The organism is Cupriavidus sp. 09_S30 (genome assembly GCF_056930435.1).
On record NZ_JBXOWI010000001.1, the window covers coordinates 3643992 to 3657917 of the forward strand.

Here is a 13926-nt window from a genome sequence, read left to right on the forward strand (position 1 = left end):
GCCAGTCATCAAATCGGCGCGACCGGCACATTATAGAGCAATCCGCACGCAACCACGCCCCGGACGGCCGCACGGCGTGGCCTTGTGCTCAGCCCAGCAGCACGCGCAGCTGCGCGTCGGCATGTTCGCCCGGCTGCTTGCGGAAGCCGCTCTTGGCATAGCGGTGCCATTGCCCCTGCACCGCCGAGACGATCAGCGCGGCCCGCACCGGCACGTCCGCATCGGGCGGAAATGCACCCTGCGTGACGGCAATCTTGAGGCACTGGCGCAGCGAGGCCTCGATGCGATCCACCATCTGGTTGATGCGCTCCTGCAGCCGCTCGTGCTCGCCGACCAGCGCCTCGCCGGTCAGCACGCGCGTCATGCCGGGATTCTTCTCGGCGAAGGACAGCAGCATGCGCGCGATCGCGTGCGCCTGGCGCAGGCCGTGCTCCTCCTGCGTGGTGATCTGGTTGATCAGGCCGAACACCGACTGCTCGATGAAGCCGATCAGGCCTTCGTACATCTGCGCCTTGCTGGCGAAATGGCGGTACAGGGCCGCCTCCGACACGCCCAGCTTGGCCGCCAGCGCGGCCGTGGTGATCCTTTCCCCGCGCGGATGCTCCAGCATGCCGGCCAGCGTTTGCAGAATCTGGACCCGGCGCTCGCCGGGGCGTGGCCGCTTGCGCGCCGGCGCGGCTGTCTCGCCGCTGTCCTGGGCGCCGCCGGCGCCGGTGGCCGGCGCGCGGCCGTTACTGTGCATCATGACCCATTCCCCGCATATATCGTTGTAGTTGATGCATGGATTGTACTTTTACGTCCACATAGCCGGGACGGTTGACGATGCGCGCGCGCACGCGCGGCGCGCCCTCCGGCATCGCCTGGGGCGCGGGCGGGCGGTGCCCCTCCTGCGCCGCTGCCGCGGCAGGCGGCACCTGCGTCTCGGCGGCGACCAGGATCACGGCGCGCTCCTGCGCCGCGTGCGGGGCATGCCGATCGTCCTCGGCCGCCAGCGTGGTGCGCAGCACGGCATCGCCGGTGGCGCCGGGCACCGCGGCATCGGCGGCGGCGGGCAGCGCCTGCGGGCGCGATGGCGCCAGCGTGCGCAGATAGCCCGTGACCCAGGCGGTGCGGATGCCGGTGCCGGCATAGCGCTTCAGGTGGGACAGCGTGTCCTCCACCAGCACCGCGCGATGGGGCGCGATGCGGGACTGGGCCAGCAGGCGGCGCAGCATGCGGCGGTCGGGCTTGGGACGCAGGTGCCCGTGCACCCACATCTGCTCGATCGCCACCACGCGCTCGAAATACTGGGCGATGCCGGCGATGCGCAGCACCGCATGGGCATAGTCCTGCGGCGCGTTGGTGACCAGGATCTTGCGCCCGGGCAGGCGCCGCAGGTGGGCGGCCAGGCCGCGCCTGACCTTGACCATGTCCGCCAGCTCCGGGAAATCGTGCGCGGCGCGCAGGAAATCGGCGGCATCCACGCCGTGATGGCGGATCATGCCGAGCAGCGTGGCGCCATAGCGTTGCCAATAGGCGACTCTCACCTCGCTCGCGCGGGCCTCGTCGCAGCCGAGCACGCGTGCGACATAGGCCGTCATCAAGCGGTTGATGGCCGGGAAGATGGCGTGCGAGGCGTCGTGCAGCGTGTTGTCGAGATCGAACAGCCAGACGGTGGACCCGGCCGTGTTGCCGGCAGCGCGGCGCAGATGGCCGCGGCACGGTGCGCGCAATCGCGGTGTGTGTGTGTAGGGCAAGCCGTGCAGAGGAATTGGCGGCGGCGCGGACGCGCCGCCGCGTTGCGCCCGCTCAGTGCGAGCGGATCATGGTGCCGAACGCCTGTTCGGTCAGGATTTCCAGCAGCAGCGAATGCTCGATGCGGCCGTCGATGATGTGCACCGAGTTGACGCCGCTCTTGGCGGCATCCAGCGCCGACGAGATCTTGGGCAGCATGCCGCCGGAGATGGTGCCATCGGCAAACAGCTCCTCGATCTCGCGCGCGGACAGGTCGGTCAGCAGATTGCCCTTCTTGTCCATCACGCCCGGGATGTTGGTCATCATCACCAGCTTCTCGGCCTTCAGGATCTCGGCCATCTTGCCGGCGACCACGTCGGCGTTGATGTTGTAGGCCTGGCCGTCATCGGAGAAGCCGATCGGGGAGATCACCGGGATGAAGGCGTCGTCCTGCAGCGCGCGCACCACGGCCGGGTTGATCGCCTCGATGTCGCCGACGAAACCGATGTCGATGAAGGCGCCCGGGTTCTCGCGGTCCGGCATCTGCAGGCGCTTGGCACGGATCAGGCCGCCGTCCTTGCCGGTCAGGCCGACGGCCTGGCCGCCGTACTGGTTGATCAGCATCACGATGTCCTGCTGCACCTCGCCGCCGAGCACCCACTCGACCACTTCCATGGTCTCTTCGTCGGTGACGCGCATGCCCTGGATGAAGGTGCCGACCTTGCCGACCTTCTTCAGCGCCTCGTCGATCTGCGGCCCGCCGCCATGCACCACCACCGGGTTCATGCCGACCAGCTTGAGCAGGATCACGTCACGCGCGAAGCCGTGCTTGAGCTTTTCTTCCGTCATGGCGTTGCCACCGTACTTGACCACGATGGTCTTGCCGTGGAACTTGCGGATATAAGGCAGCGCCTCGGCGAGGATCTCGGCCTTCAGGGCGGGGGCGATGGCGGCTACCGTGGTGGCGGCAGGCCCAGGTGCGTCGGCGTTCATGGCAAGGGACATCCGAGTGGTTCAACAGGTATCATGATCATGTCAGAATCGCGGCGCGGCGGGTTCGCCACCCTCCGTGGAAGGCGTGGCGTCGGGCGCCGGGCGCGGCAGGCGCCGATTTTACAAGAAACCGCGCGCCGCGCACGCCCCCCGGTCGTACGGCTGCCGCCGGCCCCCTTGCAGGCGCCGCCCGCGGCGCCGGGCCGTTCGATCCGCGCAACAGCTCCATGCCCACGCCCTGACAACCCGAAACGCCCTTGCAAGGCTAGCGCCGATGAGCCTCGACCCCGATGAACTGCAGGCCCTGCGCCCCCACCTGCTGCGCTTCGCGCGGCTGCAGCTGCGCGACGAGGCGCTGGCGGAGGACACCGTCTCGGAGACCCTGCTGGCCGCGCTGGAGCACCCGGAACGCTTCGCCGGCCAATCGGCGCTGAAAACCTACCTGATCGGCATCCTCAAGCACAAGATCATCGACACGCTGCGCAGCGGCCGGCGCGAAGTGACGCTTGCGCTGAACGCCGGCGAAGATGGCGAGGCCCAGTCCGACCTCGAAGCCTTCGACGCCCTGTTCGCCCGCAACGGGCACTACCAGACGCCCCCGTCCGACTGGGGCGACCCCGACCGCACCTTCGAACGGCGCGAATTCTTCGAGATACTGCAACTCTGCGTGGACCGGCTGCCCGCCAAGATCGGACGCGTCTTCATGATGCGCGAGTGGCTGGAACTGGATTCGGAAGAAATCTGTCAGGATTTGCAGATTACCGCGACCAATCTGTGGGTCATGCTGTACCGTGCCCGCATGCGCCTGCGCGAATGCCTGGAACTGAACTGGTTCGGCCAGCGGGCCGGACAAACGAGATAAACGAGATAAATGAGATAGACGGGATAAGCGGGATAGACCGGGCTCAGCGGACAAGCCCGCCAACAAGGAAACCATGCCAGACACGCCACCGCGCCGCCGCCTGCTGCCGACCTGCCACGAGGTGCACCAGCTCACCATGCAGGGGCTGGACCGCGAACTCGGCTGGGTCCAGCGCCTGCGCGTGCGCAGCCACCTGATGATCTGCGACGCCTGCACCCAGTTCGCCGGGCAGATGCGCCTGATGCGTGCGGCGATGCGCCGGCTCGGCCGCGACGACGGGCCGCCGCGCCGGGATCACTGAAGCCGCCACCATGAGCGACCATCCGGTCCCGCCTCCCGCCCCCGCCTGTGCCGTGCTGACCGGCCAGTTGCGGCCGGTCGAGCACTGCAGCCGCTGCGGCAAGGGTTTCGTCTGCGGCCACGTGGCCGGCCTGCCCGCCTGCTGGTGTGCCAGCGAGCCGCTGCTGCCGGCGCGCACCATCGTGCCGGGCCGGTCCTGCCTCTGTCCCGACTGCCTGCGGCTGCGCCGCGCCGGGCAGGACTGAGCGGGGCGGCTCAGGCGCCGGCCGCGGCCCGCGCGCCGGCCGTGCCGCCCCACTGCATCACCGCCACGCCCAGCACCACCAGCAAGGCGCCGCCCAGGCGTGCGCCGGTCAGCTCGCGTACGGCAAACCCGGCCAGGCCGAACTGGTCGGCCGCGAGCGCCGCCAGCATCTGGCCGGCCACCACCGCGGCGATGAAGCTGCCCGCGCCCAGCCGCGGCGCCAGCACCAGTGCGGCGGTGATATAGAAGGCGCCGAGCAGGCCGCCGCTCCACATCCAGCCGCGTACGCCGTCGGCCGCCCCGGCTGCCGGCAGCGGCACGCGCAGCGCCGCCAGCACCAGCACCACCGCCACCAGGCTGACCAGCAGCGAGACGAGGGTAGCCCACAAGGGATGGCCGAGCGCGCGGCCCAGCCCGCCGTTGGCGCCGGCCTGCAAGGGAATGACTGCGCCGGCGGCGATGGCCATCAGCAGCGACGGCAGCAGGGTGGAGGGTGCAGTGAGAAGCGAAGACATGGCGCGATCCGAGGCGTATCCGAGAGCGTCCAGTGTCAAATATTCCCTATAAAAATTCCAATTCCGACTTCAAAGATTTAATATTCGCAGCATGAATAATCTACGTGCAATCGACCTGAACCTGCTGGTAGTGCTGGAAGCCCTGCTGGCGGAACGCCACATCTCGCGCGCGGCGCTGCGCCTGCATCTCAGCCAGCCCGCCGTCAGCCATGCGCTGGGCCGCCTGCGCCAGTTGCTCGACGATCCTCTGCTGGTGCGCGGACAGGGCGGCCTGGTGCTGACCGCGCGCGCCCACGAATTGTCAGGCCCGCTGGCCGAGGCGCTGGCGCAGGTGCGCATCCTGCTGGGTCCGTCCGGTTTCCAGCCGTCGACCGCGCGCCGCACCTTCCGCCTGGCCATGTCCGACTACGGCGCCATGGTGGTGCTGCCGCGCCTGCTGCGCGCCGTGCGCAAGGCCGCGCCAGGCATCGACCTGGCGGTGACGCAGGCCAGCCGCGAGGCCATGATCGCCATGGTGGCGGACGGCGAGATCGACGCCGCCCTGGGCGTGTTCGCCAATCCGCCGGAAGGCGTGCGGGCCCAGACCCTGTTCGAGGATAACTACGCCTGCGCAGTCGACGCCGCCACCGTGCGCGACAGCGGCCGGCTCGACCAGGTCGCCTACCTGGCGCGCTCCCACGTACTGGTGGCCACGCACAGCGAGCGCGTCGATGCCATCGACTCTGCCGTGGCCAAGCTCGGCGGCCGCCGCAAGATCGCCTGCGTGCTGCCGCACTGGAGCGTGGCACCCGCGCTGATCGCCGGGACCAACCTGGTGCTGACCACGGCGCGGCGCAGCCTGGCCGCCTTGGTGGAAGACCCGCGCTTCGCGGTGTTCGACCCGCCCTTCGCGCTGCCGGGACTGAGCTTCAGCATGATCTGGCACGAGCGCGCCGAGGCCGATCCGGGCCATATGTGGTTGCGCGAGCGCGTGGTGGCCGCCTCGGCGGGTCAGGAATCGGGGGAATCGATCAGCCTGCGCGGCTGATCTGGCGGCGGGGTTGCCGGCAAGGCCGACGGCTGGAGCATCGCATGTGCCGCGGCGGCGGCCACGGTTTGTGCCCCAGCAGTTGCCGCCGTCCGTGCCTGCCTTTGTGGGGGCATTTGTGCGAGCGTCTGTGCCGTCCCGTCCGGCCCTGCCGCGCCGGGAACCGGCTTGCGGCGCCCGCCGGGCGGCGGCGCGCCAGGCTCGGGCCGCCTGCCCTGTGCCGGTGGCGCGGGTGGCCTGCCCCCGCCGCGCACCGGCTGGGCGCCGGTGCCGCTGCGGTGGACCAGCTTCTGCCGGGTACCTAGCTGCTTGTTGGCCATGGCCGCAGGGTTGCAGGACGCGCCGTGCCGCCGGCACGGCGCACCGGAATCAGTGCATATGGCTGCCGTGCGATTGGCCGCCCTGGCCGCCCTGGCCGGATGCCGAGAGGTCGCGCACCTCGGCGTCCACGCGCTGCTCGGTCACCTTGCCGCCTTGCTCGATCTTCAGCGTCAGCGGCACCTTGTCACCCTTCTTGAGCTGCCCCTTCAGGCCCATCAGCATCACGTGGTAGCCGCCCGGCTTCAGTTCGACCGGCTGCATCTTGGGGAGGTCGATCGACGTCACCGGACGCATGCGCATCACGTTGCCGTCCATCTTCATCTCATGCAGCTCGGCGCTGGCCGCGGCCGGCGACGACACGCCCACCAGCTTGGCCGCCTCATGGGCATGCAGTGTCATGAAGACCCCCGAGGCGGTCTGCGCCGGGACGGTGCCGCGCGCCCATGCGTCGCTCACATCGACCTGGGCAAAGGCGGCGCCCGAAGCCAGCGCAGCAAACAGGGCGGTGCAGGAAGCGGCTACGCGGACCGCGCGGAACTTGGCTTGCATCTTGGTATTCTCCTGAGGATACTTTGTTCGATTCGACTTCTCTGATCCGACATTAGACCATGCCGCGCACCCGCGCGCGGCTGGACACGCCAGGTAACCGGCTAGTCTGTCAGCGCGGCGGCGGCGCTCCAATGCGGCAAGGTGTCGCACGCGCCGGAGCCCGGCGCGCGGCATTGTTACACTGCCGCCATGCCACCCGCACTCTTCCTGTACGACCCCCTTGCCCACGCGATCGACGGCCAGGCACGCCACAACCTGGTCAGCCTGCGCCGGCTGTTCTGGCTGCGCTGGGCACTGCTCACCGCACAGGCGACCATGCTGCTGACCTGCGAGGCGCTGGCCGGCGTGATCCTGCCGTATCAGCCGCTGCTGGTCATCTTCGCACTGCAGGCGCTGTTCAACCTGATGACCGGGCTGCGCCTGCGCCTGCACTCCGCCGACGATCCCTCACCGAGCGACGCCGAGCTGATGGGCCAGCTGATGGTCGACCTGACCGCGCTCTCGGCCATCCTGTTCTTCACGGGCGGCGCCACCAATCCCTTCGTCTCTTTCTACCTGCCGGGACTGGCGATCGCCGCGGCCATCCTGCCGTGGCGCATGGTGGTCGCGCTGGCGCTGTTCGCGCTGGCCTGCTACTCGGTGCTGCTGCTGGAGTACATCCCGCTGAACCTGACCAATCCCGAAAACGCGGTCAACTACCACCTGGCCGGTATGTGGCTGAATTTCGTCGCCAGCGCCGTGATGATCGCGGTGTTCGTCGCGCGCCTGTCCGGCGTGCTGCGCGAGCGCGATGCCCAGCTCAGCCTGGCGCAGGAACAGCTGCTGCGCGAAGCGCGGGTCGAGGCGCTGAACGCGCAGGCGGCGTCGGTGGCCCACGAGATCGGCACGCCGCTGTCCACGCTGGCGGTGATTGCCGGCGAACTACGCGCCGACGCCGAGCACCGCCAGCATGGCAGCACGCCGGTGGCCCGCTACCTTGACGACCTGCTGACGATGGAGCAGCAGATCGAGTTGTGCAAGTCGATCCTGGCCAGGCTGCGCGACGACCATGCCACGCTGGCGCCGCAGCGCATCGGGGCCTGGCTGCCCGCCTTCGTCGAGCGCTGGCAATTGCGCCATCCGCAAGCACGCCTGCAGGCGGCCGCGACGCCCGAGGCCGCGGCGCAGGAGATCGAGCCGGCCCGCGTCGGCCAGATCCTGACCATCCTGCTGGACAATGCGGCGCGCAGCCAGGATGGCGCCGGGCCACCGCTGCAACTATCGATCACGCGCGAGCCTGGCGCCCAGCAGGCCACGCTGTGGTTCCGCGTCTCCGATCATGGCGGCGGCATCGCCCCGTCGCTGCGCCTGCAGCTGGGCGAGGCGCCCGTGGCCAGCGCGCACGGCGGCCAGGGCATCGGCGCCTATCTCGCGCAGAGCGCCGCCCTGCAGATGGGCGGCCGCCTCAGCTGGCACGACCATATGGGCGGCGGCACCATCGCCGAACTGCGGCTGCCCCTGCCTTCCTCCTTTGCCGTCCAATCCTGAATCCGCAATGACCGACGTTCCCTCCTCCGCCACTGACGCCCCCGATGCATCCGGCAACCAGGCCGATGGCGTGCCCTTCCTGGTGATCGACGACGACGAGGTCTTTGCCAGCACGCTGGCACGCGCCCTGTCCCGCCGCGGCTACGCCGTGCAGGTCGCGCACACGCGCCAGGAAGCGCTGGCGCTGGCCGAGCGCACCCAGTTCGCCTATGTCACGCTGGACCTGCACCTGAGCGCGCCGGCCGAGGCCGGCGGCACCGCCACGGCGGAATCCGGCCTGCATCTGGTCGGCCCGCTGCGCACGGCGCTGCCGCATGCGCGCATCCTGGTGCTGACCGGCTATGCCAGCATCGCCACCGCAGTGGCGGCGGTCAAGCACGGCGCGGACGAATACCTGGCCAAGCCGGCCAATGTCGACTCGATCCTGACGGCGCTGATGGCGGGGGTGTCGGAAGATGCGGCGGAAGCCGCGCTGGAAGAGCCGGTGCCGCTATCGGTCGCGCGGCTCGAGTGGGAGCACATTCAACGCGTGCTCAACGAACATGGTGGCAATATCTCGGCGACGGCACGCGCGCTGAACATGCATCGGCGCACGCTGCAGCGCAAGCTGGGCAAGCGGCCGGTTTCGCGCTGAAGGAAGCCGAAGCACGCGGGCGTATCCGCGCGGTCAGGCGGCCAGGCGGCGGGCCGGCGGCATCAGAGACGCAGCTGTACAAAGTCCCATTCGAGCCCGTCGTCCGCGCCAGCGCGATCAACCAGCCGCTGCGCGTCCACCGCGTGCCGGTCGGCGCGCCATACCAGGTCGGCGGCCTGCATCGCCTGCGCCACAGGCGAGGCCAGGGAAGAAGCGTCGCGCGCTGCGGCAAGGGCGTGCGCCGGTGCAGCGGCCGCCTGCCCGGTTCGCGCCATGGGCAGCGCAACCGCATGCTCCGCGCGCGCGCACAGGAACAGCGTGGCGGCGGCCAGGCCGCACAACACGCCAGTGGAAATCATCAGCTCGCGTTTCAATTCGCTCTCCTCTGCGATGTCCGGCCGCGCTTTCCGCGCCGCATGCCTGTCGTCGCAGGCACCTGCCGGTTCCGGGAATGCCGCGCCACGCGGGCAGCGGCCGCGGCGCCTCCCTGAAAACAGGAACCGCTGCGGTCGCACAGCTTCGCACTGCACACGGCAGGCATGCCAGCGCACTTACCAATGCTTACCGACCTTACTAGCGCGTGTCACGCTCCTGGACCTTGCCGGCGGGCCGGGTACGTGGGATGCAAGGTGAGACGCAATGAAAAGGGGCGCACCGCGGTGCGCCCCTTTTCATTTGCGTCGCGCGGCTTCCGCCGCTCCGACACTCCAGCGTGTACTACAGACGTATTACAGCACGTACTTACAGCACATAGCGCGACAGGTCTTCGTTGCCGGCCAGGTCGCCCAGGCGCTCGTCCACGTAGGACGCATTGATGGTGACCGTTTCGCCCGAGGACTTGGTCGCGTGGAAGGACAGGTCTTCCAGCAGGCGCTCCATCACGGTGTAGAGCCGGCGCGCACCGATGTTCTCGACCTTCTCGTTGACCGAGTAGGCGATCTCGGCCAGGCGGCGGATACCGTCCGGCGCGAACACCAGTTCGACCTGCTCGGTCGACAGCAGCGCCTGGTACTGCTTGGTCAGGCTGGCGTCGGTCTGCGTCAGGATGGCCTCGAAGTCGGACACCGACAGCGATTCCAGTTCGACGCGGATCGGGAAGCGGCCCTGCAGCTCGGGGATCAGGTCGCTCGGCTTGGACAGGTGGAAGGCGCCCGAGGCAATGAACAGGATATGGTCGGTCCGGATCATGCCGTACTTGGTGCTGACAGTGGTGCCCTCGACCAGCGGCAGCAGGTCGCGCTGCACGCCCTGGCGCGACACCTCGCCGCCGCCGACCTCGCTGCGGCTGGCGATCTTGTCGATCTCGTCCAGGAACACGATGCCGTTCTGCTCCACATTGGCCACGGCCTTGTGCTTGAGCTCCTCGTCGTTGACGAGCTTGGCGGCCTCTTCCTCGATCAGCAGCTTGAAGGCTTCCTTGACCTTCATCTTGCGGCGCGCCTTCTTGCCCTGGCCCATGCCGGCGAACATCGAGCGGATCTGCTCGGTCATCTCTTCCATGCCCGGCGGGCCCATGATGTCCATGCTGGGCATGCCGGCCGACAGCTCGAGCTCGATCTCCTTGTCGTCGAGCTGGCCCTCGCGCAGCTTCTTGCGGAAGGTCTGGCGCGTGTTGGAGTCCTTCTCTTCGGGCTGGGCGAAGCCGATGTCGCGCGGCGGGGGCAGCAGCACGTCGAGCAGGCGGTCCTCGGCCGCATCCTCGGCCTTGACGCGCACCTTCTTCATTTCCGATTCGCGCGTCTGCTTGACCGCCATCTCGGCCAGGTCGCGCACGATGGTGTCGACGTCGCGGCCCACATAGCCCACCTCGGTGAACTTGGTGGCCTCGATCTTGATGAAGGGCGCGTCGGCCAGCTTGGCCAGGCGGCGCGCGATCTCGGTCTTGCCGACGCCGGTCGGCCCGATCATCAGGATGTTCTTGGGCGTGATTTCCTGGCGCAGCGGCTCGGCCACCTGCTGGCGGCGCCAGCGGTTGCGCAGGGCAACGGCCACGGCCTTCTTGGCCTTGTCCTGGCCGATGATGTGCTTGTCGAGTTCGGAAACGATTTCCGACGGGGTCATGGTTTGCGACATGGTATCCGTTCAGTGATGGCGGCCGGGGCGGGCCGCGCTCATTCCAGCGTCTCGATGACGAAATTGGTGTTGGTGTAGATGCAGAGTTCGCCGGCGATGGTCAGCGACTTCTCCACGATGTCCTTGGGCGCGAGCTCGGTGTTCTCGATCAGGGCCTTGGCCGCGGACTGGGCGTAGGAGCCGCCCGAGCCGATCGCGGCCACGCCGCCTTCGGGGTCGAGCACGTCGCCGTTGCCGGTCAGCACCAGCGTGGTGTCGCGGTCGGCGACGATCAGCATGGCCTCCAGGCGGCGCAGTGCGCGGTCGGAGCGCCAGTCCTTGGCGAGGTCGACGGCGGCGCGAGTCAGGTGGCCCTGGTGCTTCTCCAGCTTGGCCTCGAAGCGATCGAGCAGCGAGAAGGCATCGGCCGTGCTGCCGGCGAAACCGACCAGCACCTTGCCGTTGTAGATACGGCGCACCTTACGCGCCGTGCCCTTCATGACGACATTGCCGAGCGTGACTTGTCCGTCGCCGCCGAGCGCAACCTGATTGCCGCGCCGAACGCTGACGATGGTGGTGCCGTGATACTGTTCCATGATGGCTTCTGAGGTGGGATCTGCACAGCAGGTGGCGGCGACCCGCGCGAATTCAAGGGCCACAGCCAGGGGCCGCAGCGCGCGGCCCCGCGGAGTCGGTTTCACCACTATAGACGGCGCCACCGGCCCCCGCCGCGGCAGCAAGCGTGGCGCCAGGGGCGGCGCCGGCGCCACAAAGAAAAAGGCCACGCCGCCAGGCATGGCCTTTTTGTCGCTTGCAGCACCCCGCTGCCGCCGGCAACGGGGCAGTCGCACTGGAGATCAGTCGGCGTACACGCCGGCCTTGCGGATCACCGGGGTCCACTTGTTGATCTCGCCGGCAAGGAAGGTGCGCAGCGAGTCAGGCGTGGCGCGTTGCGCCGGCACCGCCTCGGCACCCAGCTCGGCCATCTTGGCGCGGAAGTTCGGGTCGGTCACCGCCTTCTGCAGCGCCGCCGACAGCTTGTCGATCACAGGCTTGGGCGTGCCCTTGGGCGCGTACATGGCATGCCAGATCTTGACTTCCACGCCCGGCAGGCCCTGCTCGGCCGCGGTCGGGATGTCCTTGAAGGCCTCCACGCGGCGCGCCTGCATGGCGGCATAGGGCTTGAGCGAGCCCGCCTTGAGCTGGCCGGCGATATTGGTGGTCTGGTCGCACATCAGGTTGACCTGCCCGCCCAGGATGTCGGTCAGCGCCGGCGCCGTGCCCTTGTAGGGGACGGTGGTCAGTTCGGTCTGCATGGCGCTCTGGAACAGCAGGCCGCACAGGTGCGAGGCCGAGCCGATGCCGGCGTTGGCCAGCGACAGCTTGTTGGCGTTGGCCTTGATGTAGGGCAGCAGGTCCTTGAAATTGTTCGGCGGCAGGCTCTTGTTGCCGACCATCACCATCGGCACGTCGGCGATCTCGCCGACCATCTCGAAGTCCTTCAGCGGGTCGAAGCCGAGGTTGCGGTACAGCGCCGGCGCGGTCGACATGCCGATGTGGTGGATCAGGATCGTGTAGCCATCGTTGCGGGCCTGTGCGACCTTCTTGGCACCGATGGTGCCGCCGGCGCCACCCAGGTTCTCGATCACGATCTGGGTACCCAGGTGCTTGGACATGATCATGGTCAGCTCGCGCGCGACCTTGTCGGTCGGTCCGCCCGCGGAGAACGGCACCACAGCCGAAACCGGCTTGCTGCCCGGATATTCGTCGGCATGGGCGCTCGGCAGCATCCCGACCAGTCCGACCGCCAGCGCGGCCGCCACCCTCAGTGCAACTCGTTTCATCTCTTCTTCTCCTGAATACCCTTTTAATACCCGTCCAAGGTGAGGCGCCCGGCACGATCCGCCGGACGCGAATCCGCCGCCTTTCGCGGCAGACTGGCCCTCTCGCGGGGCGCGGCACATGCGATGTCCGCCCGGCGTCAGCCGCCGGCAATGCCCCGGATCCGGGGCGGCCCGGAGCGCAATGCTATCAATTGCAGACATCCAGAGGCATTGGTGCTAACCCGGCCGCAGGACGCGTGCCAGGGAGCCGCTCATGGGCGGCGTAGGCCGGCGCCCGCAAGGGTGGGAAGATGGGCGAGAAGATCAGCGGAAGAAGGCCAGCATGTCCTCGAGCAGTGCTTCAGGTGCTTCCTCTGGCACATAGTGGCCACAGGGCAGCCCCTTGCCGCTGGCCTGCTCCGCCAGTTCCTGCCATAGATCGAGCGGCTCGAAGCAGCGCGCCACCACGCCGTGCTCCCCCCACAGGACGCGCAGCGGCATGGCCAGCCTGCGCCCGGCCTCCCGGTCGGCCCGGTCATGCTCCAGGTCGACCGTGGCCGATGCCCGGTAGTCCTCACACATCGCGTGCACGCGCGCGGGCTCGCGCATGGCGGCTGCATAGGCGGCCATCGCGTCGGGCGCGAATGGCGACGGGCCGGCCTGGCGCAGGCTCAGCAGGCGCGACAGGAAGAAGTCGGGTTCCCCATTGATCAGGGTTTCGGGGAAGGGCTCGGCCTGGATCAGGAAGAACCAGTGCCAGTAGGCCACGGCAAAGGCCATGCTGGTGCGTTCGTACATGGCCAGCGTGGGCGCGATATCCAGCAGCATCAGCCGGCTGACGCTGGCGGAGTGGTCCATGCAGAGCCGGTGCGCCACGCGCGCGCCGCGGTCGTGGGCGCACAGCGCGAACTGCTCGTAGCCGAGCGCGGCCATCAGACCGACCTGGTCCTGCGCCATCGCGCGCTTGCTGTAGAGCGCGTGACCCGGCCCGCCCGGCGGCGCCGAACTGCTGCCGTAGCCACGCAGGTCGGTGGCGATCACGGTGAAATGATCGGCCAGCGCCGGCGCCACCTTGTGCCAGATCAGGTGGCTTTGCGGATAGCCGTGCAGCAGCAGCAGCGGCGGGCCCGAGCCGCCGCGCACGCCGGCAATCTCCACGCCGCCAACCTTCAGGCGCAAGGATTCGAAGTTGGGATACAGCAGCGCGCTGGTATCGTTCTGCATCTCGGGTCTCCTGCGGGCCGGGTCTTGCGGCGCGGGCTCCGCGCCGGGCGTCTCCTGTGCCGATGATAGGCGCAATCGCCGCATCGGCGGGCGGCGGCGTGGCCCCCAGGAATTGCAACTAAATTGCAACACCCATGGGCCT

General features: G+C 68.8%; 16 protein-coding genes. 6 read left to right on the forward strand and 10 right to left on the reverse strand.

From position 1 onward, the window contains the following. Positions 1-88: 88 nt before the first annotated feature. The 3 genes from slmA to argB form a co-directional block, all read right to left on the reverse strand. Positions 89-745 carry a nucleoid occlusion factor SlmA gene (gene slmA / locus AC1Z3O_RS17030; RefSeq protein WP_483516878.1) on the reverse strand — a complete coding sequence of 219 codons (657 nt, stop codon included), beginning with the start codon at positions 743-745 and terminating at the stop codon, positions 89-91. After that, positions 732-1712 (reverse strand): pyrimidine 5'-nucleotidase, encoded by a 981-nt coding sequence (locus tag AC1Z3O_RS17035; RefSeq protein WP_483516879.1) that lies wholly within the window; start codon positions 1710-1712, stop codon positions 732-734. Before AC1Z3O_RS17035 ends, slmA begins: the two co-directional genes overlap by 14 nt. A 76-nt stretch (positions 1713-1788) precedes the next feature. Beyond that, positions 1789-2718 carry an acetylglutamate kinase gene (gene argB / locus AC1Z3O_RS17040; protein ID WP_483516880.1) on the reverse strand — a complete coding sequence of 310 codons (930 nt, stop codon included), beginning with the start codon at positions 2716-2718 and terminating at the stop codon, positions 1789-1791. 262 nt (positions 2719-2980) lie between these two features. On the opposite strand from argB, the gene AC1Z3O_RS17045 reads away from it, so the two are divergent. The 3 genes from AC1Z3O_RS17045 to AC1Z3O_RS17055 all read left to right on the forward strand — a co-directional run bounded on the left by AC1Z3O_RS17045 (position 2981) and on the right by AC1Z3O_RS17055 (position 4113). Further along, positions 2981-3568, forward strand: coding sequence for a sigma-70 family RNA polymerase sigma factor (locus AC1Z3O_RS17045; RefSeq protein WP_483516881.1), 588 nt, complete (start codon positions 2981-2983; stop codon positions 3566-3568). 73 nt (positions 3569-3641) lie between these two features. Continuing rightward, positions 3642-3869 (forward strand): zf-HC2 domain-containing protein, encoded by a 228-nt coding sequence (locus AC1Z3O_RS17050; RefSeq protein ID WP_483516882.1) that lies wholly within the window; start codon positions 3642-3644, stop codon positions 3867-3869. A gap of 10 nt (positions 3870-3879) precedes the next feature. Next, positions 3880-4113, forward strand: a complete 234-nt coding sequence (locus tag AC1Z3O_RS17055) for a cysteine-rich CWC family protein (protein WP_483516883.1) — start codon at positions 3880-3882, stop codon at positions 4111-4113. Positions 4114-4123: 10 nt separating this feature from the next. On the opposite strand, the gene AC1Z3O_RS17060 is transcribed toward AC1Z3O_RS17055, so the two are convergent. Then, a complete protein-coding gene (locus AC1Z3O_RS17060; RefSeq protein ID WP_483516884.1) occupies positions 4124-4627 on the reverse strand; it encodes a DMT family transporter in 504 nt (167 codons plus the stop codon). Positions 4628-4718: 91 nt separating this feature from the next. On the opposite strand from AC1Z3O_RS17060, the gene AC1Z3O_RS17065 reads away from it, so the two are divergent. Beyond that, positions 4719-5654 carry a LysR family transcriptional regulator gene (locus AC1Z3O_RS17065; RefSeq protein WP_483516885.1) on the forward strand — a complete coding sequence of 312 codons (936 nt, stop codon included), beginning with the start codon at positions 4719-4721 and terminating at the stop codon, positions 5652-5654. Between the two features lie 369 nt (positions 5655-6023). Here the strand turns inward: AC1Z3O_RS17065 and AC1Z3O_RS17070 are convergent, their stop codons facing one another. Next, positions 6024-6524, reverse strand: a complete 501-nt coding sequence (locus tag AC1Z3O_RS17070; RefSeq protein WP_483516886.1) for a copper chaperone PCu(A)C — start codon at positions 6522-6524, stop codon at positions 6024-6026. A gap of 189 nt (positions 6525-6713) precedes the next feature. Here AC1Z3O_RS17070 and AC1Z3O_RS17075 point away from each other — a divergent pair, with 189 nt between their 5' ends. Further along, a complete protein-coding gene (locus AC1Z3O_RS17075) occupies positions 6714-8051 on the forward strand; it encodes an ATP-binding protein (protein ID WP_483516887.1) in 1338 nt (445 codons plus the stop codon). Between the two features lie 7 nt (positions 8052-8058). Beyond that, positions 8059-8685, forward strand: a complete 627-nt coding sequence (locus AC1Z3O_RS17080; RefSeq protein ID WP_483516888.1) for a response regulator transcription factor — start codon at positions 8059-8061, stop codon at positions 8683-8685. A gap of 62 nt (positions 8686-8747) precedes the next feature. On the opposite strand, the gene AC1Z3O_RS17085 is transcribed toward AC1Z3O_RS17080, so the two are convergent. The 5 genes from AC1Z3O_RS17085 to AC1Z3O_RS17105 form a co-directional block, all read right to left on the reverse strand. Continuing rightward, positions 8748-9059, reverse strand: coding sequence for a hypothetical protein (locus tag AC1Z3O_RS17085; RefSeq protein ID WP_483516889.1), 312 nt, complete (start codon positions 9057-9059; stop codon positions 8748-8750). Between the two features lie 367 nt (positions 9060-9426). Then, positions 9427-10758, reverse strand: coding sequence for an ATP-dependent protease ATPase subunit HslU (hslU, locus tag AC1Z3O_RS17090; protein WP_483516890.1), 1332 nt, complete (start codon positions 10756-10758; stop codon positions 9427-9429). 38 nt (positions 10759-10796) lie between these two features. Continuing rightward, complete coding sequence (gene hslV / locus AC1Z3O_RS17095) at positions 10797-11333, reverse strand: ATP-dependent protease subunit HslV (protein ID WP_483516891.1); 537 nt, start codon at positions 11331-11333, stop codon at positions 10797-10799. A gap of 261 nt (positions 11334-11594) precedes the next feature. Then, on the reverse strand, positions 11595-12581 hold the full coding sequence (locus AC1Z3O_RS17100) for a tripartite tricarboxylate transporter substrate-binding protein (RefSeq protein ID WP_483516892.1): 987 nt from the start codon (positions 12579-12581) through the stop codon (positions 11595-11597). Positions 12582-12884: 303 nt separating this feature from the next. Next, positions 12885-13784 carry an alpha/beta fold hydrolase gene (locus AC1Z3O_RS17105; RefSeq protein ID WP_483516893.1) on the reverse strand — a complete coding sequence of 300 codons (900 nt, stop codon included), beginning with the start codon at positions 13782-13784 and terminating at the stop codon, positions 12885-12887. Positions 13785-13926 lie beyond the last annotated feature (142 nt).